The 16,972-nt window shown below is 73.4% G+C and carries 22 protein-coding genes; 8 read left to right on the top strand and 14 right to left on the bottom strand.

Annotated features, from left to right (window positions below):
• Positions 1-22: 22 nt before the first annotated feature.
• Positions 23-412, top strand: a complete 390-nt coding sequence (locus ACLQ2X_RS06030; RefSeq protein WP_425679920.1) for an FmdB family zinc ribbon protein — start codon at positions 23-25, stop codon at positions 410-412.
• 102 nt (positions 413-514) lie between these two features.
• The gene (locus ACLQ2X_RS06035) at positions 515-994 is read left to right on the top strand and encodes a flagellar biosynthesis protein FlgA (RefSeq protein WP_425679921.1); all 480 of its coding nucleotides are present in this window, start codon (positions 515-517) and stop codon (positions 992-994) included.
• An 8-nt stretch (positions 995-1,002) separates the two neighbouring features.
• On the opposite strand, the gene ACLQ2X_RS06040 is transcribed toward ACLQ2X_RS06035, so the two are convergent.
• Entirely contained in the window at positions 1,003-1,179 is a 177-nt protein-coding gene (locus ACLQ2X_RS06040; RefSeq protein WP_425679922.1) for a hypothetical protein, read from the bottom strand.
• 152 nt (positions 1,180-1,331) lie between these two features.
• On the opposite strand from ACLQ2X_RS06040, the gene ACLQ2X_RS06045 reads away from it, so the two are divergent.
• Positions 1,332-1,958, top strand: a complete 627-nt coding sequence (locus ACLQ2X_RS06045; RefSeq protein ID WP_425679923.1) for a hypothetical protein — start codon at positions 1,332-1,334, stop codon at positions 1,956-1,958.
• 18 nt (positions 1,959-1,976) lie between these two features.
• Here the strand turns inward: ACLQ2X_RS06045 and ACLQ2X_RS06050 are convergent, their stop codons facing one another.
• On the bottom strand, positions 1,977-2,459 hold the full coding sequence (locus tag ACLQ2X_RS06050) for a DUF2231 domain-containing protein (protein ID WP_425679924.1): 483 nt from the start codon (positions 2,457-2,459) through the stop codon (positions 1,977-1,979).
• Positions 2,460-2,622: 163 nt separating this feature from the next.
• On the opposite strand from ACLQ2X_RS06050, the gene ACLQ2X_RS06055 reads away from it, so the two are divergent.
• Positions 2,623-3,474: an oxygenase MpaB family protein gene (locus ACLQ2X_RS06055; RefSeq protein ID WP_425679925.1), complete on the top strand. Its 852-nt coding sequence runs from the start codon at positions 2,623-2,625 to the stop codon at positions 3,472-3,474.
• A gap of 17 nt (positions 3,475-3,491) precedes the next feature.
• Here ACLQ2X_RS06055 and ACLQ2X_RS06060 read toward each other — a convergent pair whose 3' ends face one another.
• From ACLQ2X_RS06060 to ACLQ2X_RS06110, 11 genes are all read right to left on the bottom strand, one after another.
• On the bottom strand, positions 3,492-4,424 hold the full coding sequence (locus ACLQ2X_RS06060) for a RecB family exonuclease (protein WP_425679926.1): 933 nt from the start codon (positions 4,422-4,424) through the stop codon (positions 3,492-3,494).
• A 42-nt stretch (positions 4,425-4,466) separates the two neighbouring features.
• On the bottom strand, positions 4,467-5,081 hold the full coding sequence (locus ACLQ2X_RS06065) for a MarC family protein (RefSeq protein ID WP_425679927.1): 615 nt from the start codon (positions 5,079-5,081) through the stop codon (positions 4,467-4,469).
• Positions 5,082-5,112: 31 nt separating this feature from the next.
• Positions 5,113-5,979: a PHP domain-containing protein gene (locus tag ACLQ2X_RS06070; RefSeq protein ID WP_425679928.1), complete on the bottom strand. Its 867-nt coding sequence runs from the start codon at positions 5,977-5,979 to the stop codon at positions 5,113-5,115.
• Positions 5,980-5,989: 10 nt separating this feature from the next.
• Positions 5,990-7,264 carry a hypothetical protein gene (locus ACLQ2X_RS06075; RefSeq protein ID WP_425679929.1) on the bottom strand — a complete coding sequence of 425 codons (1,275 nt, stop codon included), beginning with the start codon at positions 7,262-7,264 and terminating at the stop codon, positions 5,990-5,992.
• Positions 7,261-7,980, bottom strand: coding sequence for a SigE family RNA polymerase sigma factor (locus ACLQ2X_RS06080; protein ID WP_425679930.1), 720 nt, complete (start codon positions 7,978-7,980; stop codon positions 7,261-7,263). Before ACLQ2X_RS06080 ends, ACLQ2X_RS06075 begins: the two co-directional genes overlap by 4 nt.
• A gap of 97 nt (positions 7,981-8,077) precedes the next feature.
• Positions 8,078-8,917 (bottom strand): PH domain-containing protein, encoded by an 840-nt coding sequence (locus ACLQ2X_RS06085; protein ID WP_425679931.1) that lies wholly within the window; start codon positions 8,915-8,917, stop codon positions 8,078-8,080.
• Between the two features lie 6 nt (positions 8,918-8,923).
• Complete coding sequence (locus tag ACLQ2X_RS06090; RefSeq protein WP_007455302.1) at positions 8,924-9,082, bottom strand: hypothetical protein; 159 nt, start codon at positions 9,080-9,082, stop codon at positions 8,924-8,926.
• Between the two features lie 117 nt (positions 9,083-9,199).
• Positions 9,200-9,955 (bottom strand): DUF6758 family protein, encoded by a 756-nt coding sequence (locus tag ACLQ2X_RS06095; protein WP_425679932.1) that lies wholly within the window; start codon positions 9,953-9,955, stop codon positions 9,200-9,202.
• A 25-nt stretch (positions 9,956-9,980) separates the two neighbouring features.
• Positions 9,981-10,604: a TrmH family RNA methyltransferase gene (locus ACLQ2X_RS06100; RefSeq protein ID WP_425679933.1), complete on the bottom strand. Its 624-nt coding sequence runs from the start codon at positions 10,602-10,604 to the stop codon at positions 9,981-9,983.
• Between the two features lie 35 nt (positions 10,605-10,639).
• On the bottom strand, positions 10,640-11,131 hold the full coding sequence (locus ACLQ2X_RS06105; RefSeq protein ID WP_425679934.1) for a hypothetical protein: 492 nt from the start codon (positions 11,129-11,131) through the stop codon (positions 10,640-10,642).
• Positions 11,132-11,223: 92 nt separating this feature from the next.
• Positions 11,224-11,739, bottom strand: a complete 516-nt coding sequence (locus ACLQ2X_RS06110) for a MaoC family dehydratase (protein WP_425679935.1) — start codon at positions 11,737-11,739, stop codon at positions 11,224-11,226.
• Positions 11,740-12,286: 547 nt separating this feature from the next.
• Here ACLQ2X_RS06110 and trxA point away from each other — a divergent pair.
• From trxA to ACLQ2X_RS06125, 3 genes are all read left to right on the top strand, one after another.
• Positions 12,287-12,649, top strand: coding sequence for a thioredoxin (trxA, locus tag ACLQ2X_RS06115; RefSeq protein WP_425679936.1), 363 nt, complete (start codon positions 12,287-12,289; stop codon positions 12,647-12,649).
• Positions 12,650-12,800: 151 nt separating this feature from the next.
• The gene (locus ACLQ2X_RS06120; protein ID WP_425679937.1) at positions 12,801-13,241 is read left to right on the top strand and encodes a hypothetical protein; all 441 of its coding nucleotides are present in this window, start codon (positions 12,801-12,803) and stop codon (positions 13,239-13,241) included.
• Positions 13,238-14,221: an MFS transporter permease gene (locus tag ACLQ2X_RS06125; protein ID WP_425679938.1), complete on the top strand. Its 984-nt coding sequence runs from the start codon at positions 13,238-13,240 to the stop codon at positions 14,219-14,221. Before ACLQ2X_RS06120 ends, ACLQ2X_RS06125 begins: the two co-directional genes overlap by 4 nt.
• Before the next feature lie 68 nt (positions 14,222-14,289).
• On the opposite strand, the gene ACLQ2X_RS06130 is transcribed toward ACLQ2X_RS06125, so the two are convergent.
• On the bottom strand, positions 14,290-14,709 hold the full coding sequence (locus tag ACLQ2X_RS06130; RefSeq protein WP_425679939.1) for a thiol-disulfide oxidoreductase DCC family protein: 420 nt from the start codon (positions 14,707-14,709) through the stop codon (positions 14,290-14,292).
• 91 nt (positions 14,710-14,800) lie between these two features.
• Here ACLQ2X_RS06130 and ACLQ2X_RS06135 point away from each other — a divergent pair, with 91 nt between their 5' ends.
• Positions 14,801-16,963, top strand: coding sequence for an intein-containing Rv2578c family radical SAM protein (locus tag ACLQ2X_RS06135; RefSeq protein WP_425679940.1), 2,163 nt, complete (start codon positions 14,801-14,803; stop codon positions 16,961-16,963).
• Positions 16,964-16,972 lie beyond the last annotated feature (9 nt).

Here is a 16,972-nt window from a genome sequence, read left to right on the forward strand (position 1 = left end):
TACCACGAGTGCCAGACAGGCCGTGCCAGATCCGGAGGAGAACGTGCCCACCTACCAGTACGCCTGCACCGCGTGCGGTCACCAACTCGAGGCGGTGCAGTCCTTCTCGGACGACCCGCTGACCGAGTGCCCGGCGTGTGAGGGGCGGCTGCGCAAGCTCTTCAACTCGGTCGGCATCGTGTTCAAGGGCTCCGGCTTCTATCGCACGGACTCCCGTTCGTCGGGCGCCGACAACGGCGCCGGCGCGGCGGGCAAGCCCGCCAAGCCCGAGTCCTCCCCGTCGTCGGACTCCTCGTCCCCGTCGTCCGGTTCGTCCTCGTCGTCGTCCGGTTCCTCGTCGTCCGGTTCCTCGTCGTCCTCGTCGTCGGGGTCGACGGCGAGCAAGGCTCCGGCGGCGTCCGGCCCTTCCTGATCCGCGGGTTATCCACAGGGCCGGGTCGTGGGGCGGCGGCGGGCGGTACGCCGGCCCTAGCCTGCTGGTCGAACGGTCGAACCGGTGGGCGGGAGGGCGACGGTGGCCGATGGTGAAGGGACGTTACGTCCGGTCCGCTGGCGTGGGCTGCCCCGGAGGCGGACGCTGCTGCGGGTGACGCTTGTCGCGGTGCTGCTCGGCACGGCCGCCGCGGTGCTCCGGAGCCCGTCCGACTGCGCGCCCGGGCCGGCGCGGGTCTCCGCCCCCGGCCCGTCCGCCGGCCCGTCCGCGACAGCCGTGGCGTTGCCCGCCGGCTCGGTCGGTGTCCCGGTCCGGCTGGCCGAACCGGCCGCCCTCGCCGTGTTGCGTCCGGGCGCCCGGGTGGATCTGCTGGTCGTGCCGGCCGGCGGGTCCGACGGTCCGACCCTGGTCGCCACGCGCGCGCTGGTGCTCGACGTGGTGGGCTCGGCCGGGGCGGTCGACGGTTCCTCCGCGCTCTATCTGGCGCTGCCGCCGGAGCAGGCCCGACGCGCGGTCGGCCTGCCCGAGGGCAGCCGCTTCGCCGTGGTGGTGCGCGGGTGAGGCGCCTGTCAGTCCCAGTGCGGCGGGCGCTCGGCGAGCAGCCAGTCGTCGTTGCCGCCGGGGCGCTCACCCCAGCCACGGTCGGTGTCGTCGGTGGTCTGCTCGGGCAGCACCACGAAGTCTTCGCTGAGATCGACCACGCGGTCGTCGTCGCCGCGCGGGACCCGGATGCCGGTGTCGGTCACGAGCAGCAACGATACCGCTGAACAGCCACCCGCTCGACCCGCCGCGGCGGGTCGGAAAACCCGCCGGGCGGGACGGCCCGACCGTCGCCGGTGACATCGGCCTCGCCGCGTCGGGCGGCCGACGGCCCGGCGCGTTGGTAGCGTCGGACGGCGTGACGACGCCGAGCGGTGGCAACCCCGACGACCAGACCTGGCAACGCCCGGAACAGCCGGCCACCACGGACGACCCCCGAGCGCCCGACCCGCCCGCGAGCGAGGCGGCGAGGACAGGCCACCCGTCCCCGCCGCACCAGCCCGGCGGCGATACACGTCCGGACAGCCCCGACCCGGGGTCCGACCCCGACCCCGCGGTCGGCCGACCCCCGCAGGGGCCGGACCGCCGCGGCAGCGGAACCGGCACGCCCGAGGAGAACACGTCCGAGCCCACCAGCGCGTGGTCGCGCGGCGGGGCCGCGGAGAGCCCCTGGGCCAGACCGGACCCGAACGCGCCGGCCGGCGGCTTGGCCCCCGTCGGCGGCGAATGGCCCGGTACGACCGCCGCGCCCGGGCGGGCCGCGGGCGGCTACCCGGGGCCTCCGCCGAGCACCCCTCCCCCGCCGGGCTGGCGGCCGCCGGTGCACGTGCAGCCGCCACCGCCCCGGCAACTTCCGTCGCAGGACATGGCCGCCATGGACCAGGCGGAGCAGCGCGCCCAGCGGCTCACCTACGGCGTCGGCGGGATCGTCGGCGTGGTGCTGGTGCTGCTCACCTGCCTGCTCTGCTCGCGGCTGCTGTTCTGAGCCGTGTCGGACGAGCGGTCAGACGACCCCGTCCCACACCATCTTCGCGCCGCTGTCGCCGGTCAGGTAGACGTACCAGAGGGCGACCACCGCGAGCGCGGCAACCACGACGGTGAGCACCACCGACAGCCAGCGGGGCAGATTGCGGGCGCGGGCGAGGCGGCTGGTCGCCAGCACCAGCAGGAGGGCGGCGACGCCCAGCCCGAGGGTGTACCAGAACAGCATGTCGCCGTACTCGGCGTGCTCACGGATCTTCTGGAGACCCTCGGGCGGGTAGCCCCGCCCACGCAACACCTCCTCCAGTTCCTCACCGGACTCCGTCGCCACCCAGGCGACGACCGGGGTGACCACGGCGAGGGCCACGACCGCCCAGTCCAGCCGGGGCCGCCAGCGGGGCACGGCCCCGTACGCGACGGTGAACAACGCCAGCAGCGGCACCAGCACCACCACCGCGTGAATGACCAGCACATGGCCTGGGAGACCGTTGATTTCCCTGAACACCGACACCTCCGGCGAGTGGGTGGTAGGTCGCCCAGCCTACGAGGCGACCCTGTACCTCGACTCACGCAGATCCCGGCGGCACGGTTCACGCCACGGCCCCGATCGCCTGTGAAGTGCGCCCCTGGCCGGACGCGCACGGCCTGCGACGTGGCACTCTTGATCGATGGACACCGAGGATGTCGGCCTGTTCGGCCCGGGATCGGTCACGTGGAAGGTGCACGAGGAGCCGATCCTGATCGTCGCCGGCCTGCGTTCGCTCTACCTGCAGGCGTTGCACCCGCGCGCGATGGCCGGCGTCGCGCAGAACAGCAACTACCGTACGGACGCCTGGGGCCGCCTGATGCGGACGGCGACCTACGTGACGACGACGGTCTACGGCACCACCGCCGAGGCGGAGGCGGCCGGTCACCGGCTGCGCCGGCTGCACGCCCGGATGCGGGCCACCGACCCGGCCACCGGGGAGGAGTTCCGGGTCGACGATCCGGATTTGCTGCGCTGGGTGCACGTCGCCGAGGTCGAGTCCTTCGTGAGCACGGCACGGCGGGCCGGGTTGGCACTGACCGACGACGAGGTGGACGGCTACTACGCCGAGCAACGCCGCTCGGCGGCCCTGGTGGGGCTGGACCCGGCCGACGTGCCGGGCACCGCCGCCGAGATCGAGGCCTACTACCGGGACGTACGCCCGCAGTTGCGGATGACCCGGGAGGCGGCCGAGACCGCGTTGTTCCTGACCGCCCCGCCGATTCCGTGGAAGCTCAGCCTGCCGGTGAAGGTGGGGCTGAACTTCGGTCCGCCCCGCTGGGCGTACCTGGGGATCGCCGGCACCGCCCTGGGCCTGATGCCGCCGTGGGCGCTGCGGCTCTACGGCGGGCTGGGGTTGCCCACCACGGCCCTGTCGGCGGACCTGAGCGTCCGGGCGCTACGGCTGGCCCTGGCGGCGGTGCCCCGCCGTTATCGGGAGGGGCCGATTCAGCAGGCCGCGAAGGAGCGGGCCGCCCGCCTGACGGCGGCCTGACCCCTGGCCGCGGCGGATCAGTTCGTGTCGGTGGCCGGCTCGGCGAAACGCTCGACGGCCGACCAGGGCTCCTTGCCAGGTGTCTGCGCACCGGCGGGGCAGGTGCGTCGGTAGTCGCACCAGCCGCAGCGCGGCCCCGGCTCGGCGGGGAACGCGTCGTCGGGGTCACCGCCGTCGGCCACCGCCCGCTCGGCGGCCATGATGTCGCGGGCGGTGTCCTCCGCGCGGGTGAGCTGCCGTTGCAGGGACTCGGGGGTGTGCTCGTGCGCGGCGATCGTGCCGGTGGGCAGGTGGTGCAGTTCGACCCGACGGCAGGGCCGCCGGAACACCCGCTCGGCCGCGTACGCGTAGAGCGCGAGCGCCTGCGACCCGCGCGCGTCGTCGGCGTCGAGCCCGGTGCGGCCGGTCTTGTAGTCGACGATGACCAGCTCGGGCCGCCCGTCCGGGCCGGGTCGGGAGTCGATCCGGTCGGTGCGCCCGTTGAACGCGAGCACGGCGGTCTTCACCGCCACCACCCGTTCCACGCCGACCGGCTCGTCGGTCGGGTCGAGCCCCGCGACGTAGGACTCCAGCCAGGTCAGCGCCCGCCGGAAGGCGTCGCGTTCCTGCTGGTCGTCGCGGTAGCCCTCACGGACCCAGGTGCCCTTGAGCAGGGTGCCGAGCACCTCCGGGCGGCGGCGGTCGGGAGCCGACGCATACCAGTTCTTCAGCGCGGTGTGCACGCTGGCGCCGAGCGAGTTGTGCGCCCACGGCGGACCCTTCGGCGGCGCGGGCCGGTCCACGTAGGCGTAGCGGTAGCGGCGGGGACAGTCGGCGTAGGCGCCGAGTTTGCTGGGGGTGCAGACGAAGAGGCGTTCCGGCATGCCCTCGAAGCCGAGCTGCTCGGCCTGCTCGGCGCGGGGTCGGGGAGCACGGCCGCCGGTGGGGCGGGCCGCGGGGGGTCGTCGCACACCTGAGATCCTGCCACCTGGGTGAGACATCGGGCGGACGACTCAGGCGTTGTTGAGGTACTGGGTCACGAACGCGGCGATCGCGTCGGCGATGAGCTGCACGGCGATGGCGGCCAGCAGCAGGCCGGCGATCCGGGTCAGCACCTCGATGCCGCCGGGCCGCAGGATCTTGACGATGCCGCCGGAGAAGCGCAGCACCACCCAGACGGTGACCATCACCGCGACGATGGCCAGTGCGATGGCGAGGTAGTCCACGGCGCTGCCGGCCTGCTGCACGAACAGCATGGTGGCCACGATCGCGCCCGGTCCGGCCAGCAGCGGCGTGCCCAGCGGCACCAACGCGATGTTGGAGGTGACCTGCTGGCTCGGGTCGTCCGCCTTGCCGGTCAGCAACTCCAGCGCGACCAGGATCAGCAGCAGACCGCCGGCGGCCTGCAACGCCGGCAGGTCGACGTGCAGATAGGCCAGGATCGTCTGCCCCGCCACCGCGAAGATCACGATGACCCCGAGCGCCAGCGCCACCGCCTGCCAGGCGGCCCGATTCCGGTCGCGCGCGGGCAGCGGCCCGGTGAGCGCGAGGAAGATGGGCATCATCCCGGGCGGGTCGACGATCACCAGCAGGGTCACGAAGACCTCGCCGAAGAGCTTGAGATCCACGCGGACACGGTAGCGGTGCGGCCAGCGCGCTTCAGCCCGAAGCGACCGGGGTCACCCCCCGGGCCTGCGCGACGATCCGCTCGTACGCCTCGGGTCCGGTGGTGAACGCGCCGAGCCGCACGGTCTTGTGCGTGCCGTGGAAGTCGGACGAGCCGGTGACCAGCAGTCCCAGCTCGGCGGCGAGCCGCCGCACATGCTCCCGTTCGGCCGGGTCGTGGTCCTCGTGGTCGGCTTCCAGGCCGGCCAGACCGGCCGCCGCCAGCTCGGCGACGAGCGTGTCGGGCACGATCCGGCCGCGCCGGCTGGCCCTCGGGTGGGCGAACACGGGCACCCCGCCGGCGGCGCGTACCAGGGCCACCGCGCGGAACACGTCGATGTCGTCCTTGGGCAGCCGGTAGCGCTCGCCCAGCCAGTCCGGCCCGAACGCCTCGGCGGTGGTGGCGACCAGACCGGCTCGGATCAGCGCCTGCGCGATGTGCGGGCGACCGACGGTGCCGCCAGCCGCGCCGGTCAGGATCTCCGCCCAGCTCACCGGGATGCCGTCGGCCTGGAGCAGTCGGACGATCCGCTCGCCGCGCTCGGTTCGGGCCTGCCGGACCCGGGCCAGTTCCGCGGCCAGTTCCGGCTCGGCCGGGTCGAACAGGTACGCGAGCAGGTGCAGCGGGATCGCCGGCTCGACGCCGAACCAGCGGCAGGAGATCTCGGCGCCCCGAATCAGGGTGAGGCCGGGTGGCAGGGCGGCCGTCGCGGGCGCCCAGCCGGCTGTGGTGTCGTGGTCGGTGAGCGCCACCACGTCAAGTCCGGCGTCGGCGGCGGCCCGGACCAGGTCGGTCGGGCTCAACGTGCCGTCACTGGCGGTGGAGTGGGTGTGCAGGTCGATGCGGGCGGCTGCGCTCACCGGCCCGACGCTACGCCCCGTCGGGTGGGGCGGGGACGTCGGCCACCACCACCGGCCGACGTCCCGGCGGTGCCCCCTCGATCGACCACGGCGTGGGCCGCTCACCGGCCAGCACCCGCTCGGGTGTGACCCGGAGCAGCTTCCCGGCGGGGTCGATGTGCAGTGCCGTACCGGCGCGGGTCCAGGCCGCCGGGCCGGCCAGCACCGGGCCGGCGGGGTGGGACATGGCGGTGGTGGCCAGGGTGGCCAGGTCCACCAGCAGGGCGGTCCCGGCCGTGCCGTTCACCAGCAGCCACCGGCCGTCCGGCGAGACCGCGCCCAGGCCGTCGGCGGCCGGCTCCGGGCCGCAGCCGGTGCGCACCGCGGCGAGGTCGTCGGCCGGGTCGAGGAGCGCCACGCAGGATCGCCGGGTCGGCCCGGAGCTGACCAGGCCGACCAGCCGGCCGTCGGGCCGCATGCCGTAGACGGCACGCACGTCCGGGTTCACCGGCCCCGGTACGCCGTCGAGGGCGCGGTTCCAGACGCTCATCCCACCGTCGTCGGGTTGCTGGATCAGCACCTCGTCCCCGGCGAAGCCGACCGGCACGGCGCCGGTCGGGGCGGGGGTGCGGGTGAGGGCGATGACCTGCCCGGCCACCACCCCGGCGGCGACCACGTGCGGCCCGTCCCGCCAGGCGATCTGCCGACCGTCCGCGGAGATCGCGACCGCCTCGGCGGCGGCGAGCACGACCTGCGGCTTGCCGTCGCCGGCCGGCGCCCACCAGAGGGTACGACCGGCGGTGCTGTCCACCGAGGTGAGCAGCCAACCGCCCCGGTCGTGGATGCGTTGCGCCCGTTCGATGCCACTCACGCCGGCCAGTTCCCGCATCTCGCCCCCGCTGCCGGCCAGCCAGCCGTCGATGATCAGGTCGAGTCCGGCCCGGATCGGCCCGAACGAGGGCCCCGGTGGGCTGGAGGTGGCAGGCGCGGAGGGCCCGGGCGGGTCGCCGAGCACGACCGTCGGGGGGCCCACGCCACCGTCTGCCATGTTGATCTGGGCCACTCCGGTGCTGACCAGCACGGTCGCGACTCCGGCCAGGGCCAGGCCGGTGAGCGTACGCCGCCGGCCCACGCGCCGCGACCGCCGCATCACCGCTTCGGCCCGGCGGGAGTCGAAGAGCCGGGACGTGGCGACCTGGCGGGTCATCGTCTCCCGCAGCGCCCGCTCCAACTCGTCCTCGCCCACAGGGACTTGACGCTCCGGGCCGCCGGTCCGGTTGTCGGCGCCGGGCCGAATGCCGCTCATCGGGTTTCCACAGTGAGCGGGACGGCCGGGCGCGGCGGTGCGGTGGACGGCACGGCCGGCTTCGGTATCCGCGCCGCCGGGCCCGCGGCGGGGATGCCCGCCCCCGGCGCGGCCCGCTGCCCGGCACGCCCCGGCGTCGCGGACGGGCCGGTCGGGGTCGAGGGGGTACGCGACCGCACCGGGCGGGGCGTCTCGGCGTCGCCGGTGGGCAGGTCGAGGGCGGCCGCGGAGCCGAGCCGGCGACGCAGTGTGTTCAGCGCGCGGGAGGTCTGGCTCTTGACGGTGCCCGGGGAGATCTCCAGCAGCGCCGCGGTCTGCGCCTCCGACATGTCCTCGTAGAAGCGGAGCACCAGCACCGCGCGCTGTCGGGCCGGCAGTTCCCGCAGGTGCCGCCAGAGCGCGTCGCGGTCGAGCTGCTGTTCGATCTCGTCGGCGCCGGCGCGTTCGGGCAGCACCTCGGTGGGGCGCTCGCCGTGCCAGCGGCGCCGCCACCAACTGGTGGACGTGTTCACCAGGACCCGCCGGGTGTACGGCTCGACGGCCTCGATCCCGCCGAGCCGCTTCCAGGCCAGGTAGGTCTTGGTCAGCGCGGTCTGGAGCAGGTCCTCGGCGGTGGCCCAGTCCCCGGCCAGCAGGTAGGCGGTCCGCAGCAGGGCACCGGACCGGGCCGCGACGAAGTCGCGGAACTCCTCCTCCAGCGGATCCCTGCTCGCCACGCCGACCTCCCCGTTCTGCATGGCAGCGTGTCACGGTCGGGCCCGCCGGGGCGACGGCAAAAGGTGTGCGGTTCATCCGATGTTCGGACGAAAACTTTCAGGCGCCGTCGTCGGCCTTGGCCTCGTCGGCCTCCTTGCCCAACCGCGCCTCGACGGCCTGCGGCTCGTACATCTCCTCGACCACGCGCAGGTAGAGCTCGTTCGGGTTGGGAAGGTTCTTGATCACGCGGAGCGCCTGTTCCTGACCGGCCGACTCCAGGACGAACGTGCCGTAGTTGAACGCCCGGCCGCTCGGGCTCTGTTCGTACTTCATGTCGGTGACCCGGGTGAGCGGCATCATCGCGACCTGCCGCGTGATGATGCCGTTGACCACCATCACCCGCTTGTTGGTCAGGATGAACCGGTCGTACCACCAGTCGGCGACCCGCCAGGTTACCCAGCCCATCACGCCGAACCAGAGCAGCACCGCGACCGTGGTCAGCGCGCCGACGTCCTGCCCGGCCAGGAATCCGGAGAGGTAGCCGAGCACGAACGTGGCCACCACGCCGACGATGATCGGCGTGGTGAGGTGGATCCAGTGGCGCTTCCACTCGCCCCGGTAGCGCTCGGTGGGGAAGAGATAGCGCGCGACCATCGAACTGGGCTCGTCCTCCAACGGCAGGACCCGGCGCGGGGTCATGCCGCTGGCGTCGGCCCGCAGCCCGGCCAGCTCCTCCTCGGAGATCGACTGCTCCGGGTAGCCCTCGGGGGCGCGCGTCCAGGCACGACCCTCGCCCGGGTAGCCGGTGCCGTTGAACGCCCCGTCGTCGGGACCGGGGCCGTAGCCGGCGCCCGCGCCGTCATCTGGATCGATGCGTGGGATCGGCTCGGTGTCGTGCTCCCGGCGAGCCCGGTCCGGGTCGTCCGGGTCGAAGGGGGGACCGGCTGGGTTACCCATGGGCGGTTAGGCGACCAGGCTGGTGAAGAAGTCGCCGAACCCCTGAGCGATGTCCATGATGCCGCCACCGAGAGACTTGAAGACGTCGGCGGCGGAGTTGGGTCGGTAGGCGACGAAGAAGATCAAGAATGCTATACCGGCCCAGGTGAGGACCTTCTTGACCATAGCGGGCCATCCTCTCGCGGAGCCGGGTCCGTTTACCGCAGCGGCACCCAGAGTATCAGCATGGTTTCTAACCGTGAATATCTGCGTCCGCCCTCTGTGCCTGTCGACGCGGCCCGGTCAGGCCCGCCCGTGCAGGTACGGAGATGGTGCGCCGTACACGAGTTCGGGTGGTGTCCACTCGGTGAGGTCGTGCAACACGACCTCCTCCGCGAGGAGGTGACCCGCACTCGCCGGCCAGGCTATCGCATGGAGCCACATTCCCCGAGCCTCGCCGGCGTACGCGCTTCGATCCGTTTCGGACCGCACGAGCCACAGTGGAGTCGGATGACCCCCCACCCGGATCTTCGCGTGCGGCACCCGCTCGGGATGACCAGGGCCGGGATCGGCGAGCGCCTCCTCGACCTGAGGGCCGGGATCGGGGCCGGGCAGTCCCGCGAAGCGGGAACCGAGGCCGACGCCGGGGTCCTCGGCCACAAAGATCAGGTCGGCGGGTCCACCGTCGAGCGGGGCCGGGCCGGCGCACGCCACGAGCGTGGCCCGGACGCCGGACCTGTCGTCGCCCGCCCAGGCCACGCCGGTGAGCGTCCACCCGGGTGGGAGCGGCCACGGACACCACAGTGGCATCGCGGGGCGACCCGGGGCGCCGGCGTCGGCGGCCACCCGCTCCACCACGCTCGCCATGATCTCGGCACCGATGTGCTCCGGCACGTGCAGGGGCGCCACCGGCCCGCATCGCGGGCACCGGTGTTCGCCGTGCATCAGGTCCGGCTCGCGCACCGACCCCGCGCATCTGGGGCAACTCACCGCGACAGTCACGCCTTCACCGTCGCGGCCGACCGGCGGGGCGTCAAGCAACCCGGGCGAAACAAACACGGGAATTCCATCCCCCGGGACGAGCTCAGCCCGGGGGCGGACCGGCGTGCGCGCGGATCCAGGCGTGCATGGCGATGCCGCTGGCCACACCGGCGTTGATGGACCGGGTCGAGCCGTACTGGGCGATCGAGAAGAGCGCGTCGCACGCCGCGCGGGCCACCGGGGACAGCCCTGGCCCCTCCTGGCCGAACAGCAGCACGCAGCGGCGCGGCAGGACGCCGGTCTCCAGCGGCAGGGAACCGGGCAGGTTGTCGATCCCGAACACCGGCAGCCGCTCGCCGGCCGCCCACGCGACGAACTCCTCGATCGTCGGATGGTGCCGGACGTGCTGGTAGCGGTCCGTCACCATGGCGCCCCGGCGGTTCCAGCGGCGCCGCCCGACGATGTGCACCTGCGCGGCCAGGAAGGCGTTCGCGTTGCGGACCACCGTGCCGATGTTGAAGTCGTGCTGCCAGTTCTCGATCGCCACGTGGAAGTCGTGCCGACGCCGGTCCAGGTCGGCCACCACCGCCTCCCGCCGCCAGTAGCGGTAACGGTCCACCACGTTGCGCCGGTCGCCGGCGGCAAGCAGCTCGGGGTCGTAACGCGGGTCGTCCGGCGGGTCGCCGGGCCACGGCCCCACACCCACGTCGAGCTGGTCGTCGGTCACGGTCTGCAGAGGGTACGGCCCGGCCGGCAGCCCCGTCAGCGCAGGTCGAGCGCGCCGCCCAGCCGTTCGAGGAAGCGTCGGTCGGCGGGGCTCGGCGTGACCGCGCCGGCCCGGCACACCCGGGCGGCGACCGACTCCACCCACTGCCGGTACGCCGCCGAGTCGGCCGGGTCGGCGCGGCGGCCCAGCACCCGTACCGCCGCCCGGCAGGCGGCCAGCAAGTCGACCAGGTCGGTGAGGCGCTCGTCCCGTTCGGCGACCCCGTCGTGCCGGGCGTAGATGGCGGCGACGACGGCCCGGACCAGATCGCTGTCGAAGACCCGCCCGGCGGCCACCGCGTCCAAGCCGGCCAGGCCGGCGGTGACGCCGCGCGGTGGACGTCCGGGGCCGGCGGAGGCGGCGGCGACGAGGACCCGACCGGGCAGGTCGATCAGCAGGTCCCACTCGGGCGCGGAGTAGGCGGCGGTGGTCAGCGGTGCGGCACGGCGACCGGCAGAGGGCGGCTCTCCGGCGACGGAGTGGCTCATGGGAACCTCCAGCCCGAGCATAGGCCCCCGGACGGGATCCGGGCCCCGTCCCCGCGGAACGGGCACGGGGCCCGGCCGGGCGCACGCGCGGGTCAGCGCGGCTCGGGGAAGCTCGGACGCTCCGGGTCGACGCCGTCCGGCACGGCCGCGGCCGCGTACTCCTTCTTCGGGACCATGACCTTGCGGCGGAACACGCAGACCAGCGTGCCGTCCTGGTTGTAGCCCCGCGTCTCGACGGCCACCACCCCGCGGTCGGGCTTGGAGGACGACTCCCGCTTGTCCAGCACCGTCGTCTCGCCGTAGATGGTGTCGCCGTGGAACGTCGGGGCGACGTGCCGCAGTGACTCGACCTCCAGGTTGGCGATCGCCTTGCCGCTGACGTCCGGCACCGACATGCCGAGCAGCAGCGAGTAGATGTAGTTGCCGACCACCACGTTGCGCTTGAACTGCGAGGCGGACTCGGCGTAGTGCGCGTCCATGTGCAGCGGGTGGTGGTTCATGGTGAGCAGGCAGAAGAGGTGGTCGTCGTACTCGGTGACCGTCTTGCCCGGCCAGTGCCGGTAGACCGCGCCGACCTCGAACTCCTCGTAGTAGCGGCCGAACTGCATCTTGTCCCCTCCGACGGGCGGCGATGGAGTTCGGCACAGCATGCCTTACCGCTTGTTAAGGCCGGGGCCGGGGCGGTCACGCGGCGGAAATGTCACACCGACGTCACACCCGGGGGCGGACGCAATGAGCGGCGGGGCCCTCCCCGGCACCCGCCGCCCACGCTCTGATGTGAGGAATTCTGCCGTACGACAACGCCTCACGAACAGAGACCGAGGTCACATTTATCTTTTCGTAACACTACCCTCTGTCACTGGAGTGAGCTTCCTAGGCGATCTCCGCAGGCCGGATAGCCGCTTGTCAGGGCGGAATTAGTTGACTCACGCGACAACTGGATCGCGATCTCCTTGGAAACGCTCCCATCACATCCCGTCACGCAAATGCGACATGCATGTGCGATCCGCACCGCCCCTGCCCACCGACATACTTCGATGTGCTCACGGTCACGGTCCCGCCGCGCAGCGTTTCGTCCGCATCGGCCCGGGAATTCGGATGGACTGATCCTGGTTCCACCGGACGTACGACAATCCGCGGTGATCGGAGAGAGCAATGGCAACGGTTGAGCTGACCACGGCCAACTTTGACGAGGTGACCGGGCGCGACGGCATCGTCCTGCTGGACTTCTGGGCGGACTGGTGCGGCCCGTGCAAGCGCTTCGCCCCGGTCTACGAGCGGTCCTCGCAGACGCACCCGGAGATCGTCTTCGGCAAGGTCGACACCGAGGCGCAGCAGGAACTGGCCGCGAAGTTCAACATCAGCTCCATCCCGACCATCATGGCGATCCGCGACGGCGTCATCGTCTTCGCCCAGCCGGGCGCGCTTCCCGAGTCGGCGCTCGAGAACCTGATCGAGCAGGTCGAGGCCCTGGACATGGACGACGTCCGCCAGAAGCTCGCCGGCCACAAGCACTGAGTCACCCCACCCTTCCCGACGCCGCCGGCCGGGGCCCGCACGGGTCCCGGCCGGCGGCGTCGACGTGCCTGCCGACCACCGGGACGGCCAGCCAGATATGGCCGACTGAGGGACACTTTCGGCCGCTTCACTCCGCTATCGTCGCCACACGATGGAGACCTTGACCGCCCGCGGGCGCGCGGTCCGAGTGGGCGCCACGCTGCTCGGCCTGGCGCTGCTTCTCCTGGGCACCGCGCGCGGCACCGACGACGACTTCCCGTTCGGGCCGTTCCGGATGTACTCCACCTCCGACCCGCCGGACGCGCCCGCCCCCGACACGCGCGTCGAGGGCGTCGACCGCACCGGCGCGGTGGTGCCGCTCGGCCAGGACGCCACCGGCATCCGCCGCGCCGAGATCGAGGGCCAGCAGCACCGGTACGCCGCCGACCCGAGCCTGCTGCGGACCGTGGCCGAGGCGTACGCCGAGCGTCACCCCGGCGCCCCGGCACTCGTGGAGATCCGCATCGTGGTCCGCTGGTTCGGCATCGAGGGCGGACGCCCGACCGGGGAGTGGACCGACGAGACCGCCGTCCGCTGGGAGACCACCGGATGACGCGCTGGCTGACCGAGGCGGTCCCGCGCGGGCGGATCGCCGCCTTCCGCACCCTCGTCTACCTCTTCGTCGCCGCCGACCTGGTCGTCGTCACGCCCTGGGTGCGCACCCGGGTGGACGTGCCCGGCGACCTCTACCAGCCGCTGCTCGCCGGCCGGCTGCTGCCGCTGCCCACCCCCACCCCCGCCCTGGTCGGGGCGGTGTTCTGGGTGCTGCTGGTCGCCGCGCTGCTCGCCGCGACCGGCCGGGCGCCCCGCCTGCTGGGCTGGACGGTCTTCGCGCTCTACTTCGAGTGGATGGTCGTGGCGATGAGCTACGGCAAGGTCGACCACGACCGCTTCGGGCTCCTGGTCGCGCTGGCCGTGCTGCCCACCGCCGGGCGGGCCCGGCACGGGGACCCGACCCGCACCGAGGCGGGCGGTTGGGCGCTGCGGGTCACCCAGATCGCGGTCATCTGCACCTACTTCCTCGCCGCCTGGGCCAAGTTCCGCTTCGGCGGCCTGGACTGGGCGACCGGCTCCGTGCTGGCCCGGGCGATCATCCGACGCGGGACCGACCTCGCCGACCTGATCGCCCAGGTGCCCCACCTGCTGATCGTGGCGCAGTTCGGCATCCTGGCGTTCGAGTTGCTCAGTCCGCTGGTGTTCGTGCTGCCCGCGCGCTGGCGTACGGCCACCGTCGGCTTCTTCTACTCGTTCCACCTGGTGACCATCGCGACCATCACCATCTCGTTCGCACCGCACCTGGTGGCGATGACGAGCTTCCTGGCGCTGGAGAAGGTCCGCCCGGTGGTGCTGGTCCGGCGGCTGGTCGGCCGGTCCCGGGCGGTGGCGCCGACGTCCCCGGCACCCGCCTCCCCGTCACCAGCCCTGCCGTCGGTGGCGTCCACCGTGGCGACGGCCACTGCGGCGCCAGAGCCGGGCGCATCGACCGCCACGGCCGGGCCGGTCGCCAGGGTCGCCCCGACGGCCGACGCCTGATCGCCTGACGTCGCCGCTACCGGGTGCCGGGCGCGGGGAGCGACGAGGGCGCGGGGACGGCGGACGGGTCAGGCGGTCGGATCGGTGCGACCGGGCGAGCCGTACAGCCGATCCCGGGCCTCCTGGGGCAGCGCGCACGCGGCCGTGCCGCCGGGCATCCGGTGCCGGTTACGGGCCACCCAGCGGTACGCCGGCCACGCGGCCGCGCGCACCGGCGCCAGCCGCAGCCCGGCCCCCGTGAGCCGCCAGAGCGGCCCGCTGTCGCCCAGCAGGCGGGCGACGGCGTCCGGTCCGGCGGCGCGGGAGCCGTCGGCGTCCACCCACTGGACCGCCTCCTCGCACTCGGCCTCGGTCAGCCCCAGCGCCGCCAGGTCGGCGAACTGCCACGGGACCACCCGGGCGCCGGTGGGGACACGACGTTCGACGAACCGCGCGCAGCTGGTGCAGAAGGCGCAGTCGCCGTCGTAGACGAAGGTGGACGTATCCATGCCCTCATCCTGCCCCGCCGATGGGTGCGGTGGTCACCGGTGTCCGGCGCGTCACTTGCGCTTCTTTCGTACGCATGTTCGAATAACTCCCATGCGCTGGGACAACCTCTCCGCTCCCCCGGACGAGGGGACTCCCGATCGGGCGGCGCCGGCGGCTCCACCCCTGCCGCTGGCGCTGCCCGGCGCCGTCGCCCGCACGTTCGACACTCCCGACTTCGCCGGCATGACGTTCTACGAGGTGCAGGCCAAGTCGATCATCAACCGGGTGCCCGGCCAGTCCCGGGTGCCGTTCGAGTGGACCGTCAACCCCTACCGCGGTTGTTCCCACGCGTGTGTGTACTGCCTGGGCGGCGACACGCCGATCCTGATGGCGGACGGCCGGACCAGGCCGATCAGCGAGCTGGCGCCGGGCGACCGGATCTACGGCACCCGCCGGCGCGGTGCCTACCGGCACTACGTGGTCACCACTGTGCTCGACAAGTGGTCCACGGTGAAGCGGGCCTACCGGGTCACCCTGGCCGACGGCACCACGCTGGTCGCCAGCGCGGATCACCGGCTCCTGACCGAGCGCGGGTGGAAGCACGTCACCGGCGGCATGCGCGGCGGTGGCCGGCGTCCCCACCTGACCACCCGTAACCGGCTGCTGGGCACCGGGCGGTTCGCGGTCGCCCCGAAGCGCTCGGCCGACTACCGCCGGGGCTACCTCCACGCCGTGGTCCGCGACGACGCCGCCGGGCGGGACGCCACGGGCCGGCGCCGCGACCAGCGCGCCGACGACCAACCCGGTGTCCGGTTCCGGCTGGCCACCACCGAGACGCAGTCCCTGGACCGGGCCGAACGCTTCCTGGCCGACGCCGGTGTCGGCGTCGAGCGGATGCCGGGCGGCCGGACCGGGCGCCGGTCGACGCCGATCGCGTTGTGCGCGACCACATCGTCCCCCGCCCGAGGCCGGTCGCTGCCGGTCGGCGTCGCCGGCCGGTCGACACGGGCGGAGAGCGCCGCCGCACCGGACGATCTCGCCGAGACCGTCGTCGGGTTGACCCGGCTGCCGGACGAGCCGACGGACGACTGGCGGCTCGGCTACCTCGCCGGGTTGTTCGACGCCGCCGGCACCTGCCATCGAGGCGTGTTCCGGATCAGTGTCCAGGACGACGAGGGCCGGGCCCGCGCGTCGGCCGCCCTGGACCGCTTCGACTTCCGGTGGGCGCTCGACGTCCCGGCCACCGGCGGCCCGGCACGGCAGCTCCGGCTGACCGGCGGGCTGCCGGAGCGTCTGCGCTTCTTCCACCTCACCGACCCGGCCGTCACCGACCGGCGCTCGATCGAGGGCATGGCGCTCAAGTGCGGCGCTCGACTCCAGGTGACAGGCATCGAGGATCTGGGCCTGGAACTGCCGCTGTGGGACATCACCACCGGCACCGGCGACTTCATCGCCAACGGCGTGGTCAGCCACAACTGCTTCGCCCGCAACACCCACACCTACCTCGACCTGGATGCGGGGGCCGACTTCGACCGCCAGGTGGTCGTCAAGGTCAATGCCGGCGAGCTGGTACGCCGGGAGTTGGCCGCACCGCGCTGGCGCGGCCAGCCCGTCGCCATGGGCACCAACGTGGACTGCTACCAGCGGGCCGAGGGGCGCTACCGGCTGATGCCGCCGATCATCGAGGCACTGCGCGACTTCGCCAACCCGTTCTCCATCCTGACCAAGGGCACGCTGTTGCTGCGTGACCTGCCGCTGCTCCGCCAGGCCGCCGAGGTGACCCGGGTCGCCCTGTCGTACTCGGTGGGGTTCGTCGACGAGGCGCTCTGGCGGACGGCCGAACCGGGTACGCCGAGCCCGCACCGCCGCCTCGACGCGGTGCGCCGGCTCACCGACGCAGGCTTCGAGGTGGGGGTGCTGATGGCGCCGGTCCTGCCCGGGTTGAGCGACGACGAGGAGTCGATCGACGCCACAGTCGCGGCCATCGCCGCCTCCGGCGCGGCCAGCGTCACCCCGCTGCCGCTGCACCTGCGGCCCGGCGCACGGGAGTGGTATGCCCGCTGGCTGGGCCGTGAGTTCCCGCACCTGGTGCCCCGCTACCGGCAGCTCTACCAGGCCGGGGCGTACGCGCCGCAGGCCTACCAGCGGGAGGTCACCGCGCGGGTGCGGATGGCGGCGCGCCGACACGGGCTGCACCGGGGCGAGGCGGGGGACAACCATCGGCCGGCCGCTCACCCGGCCCCGCCGGCGAGCGAGCAACTTTCGCTCCTGTAGCGCGCATCG

It is taken from the genome of Micromonospora sp. DT31 (assembly GCF_049841795.1).
GTDB lineage: Bacteria > Actinomycetota > Actinomycetes > Mycobacteriales > Micromonosporaceae > Micromonospora.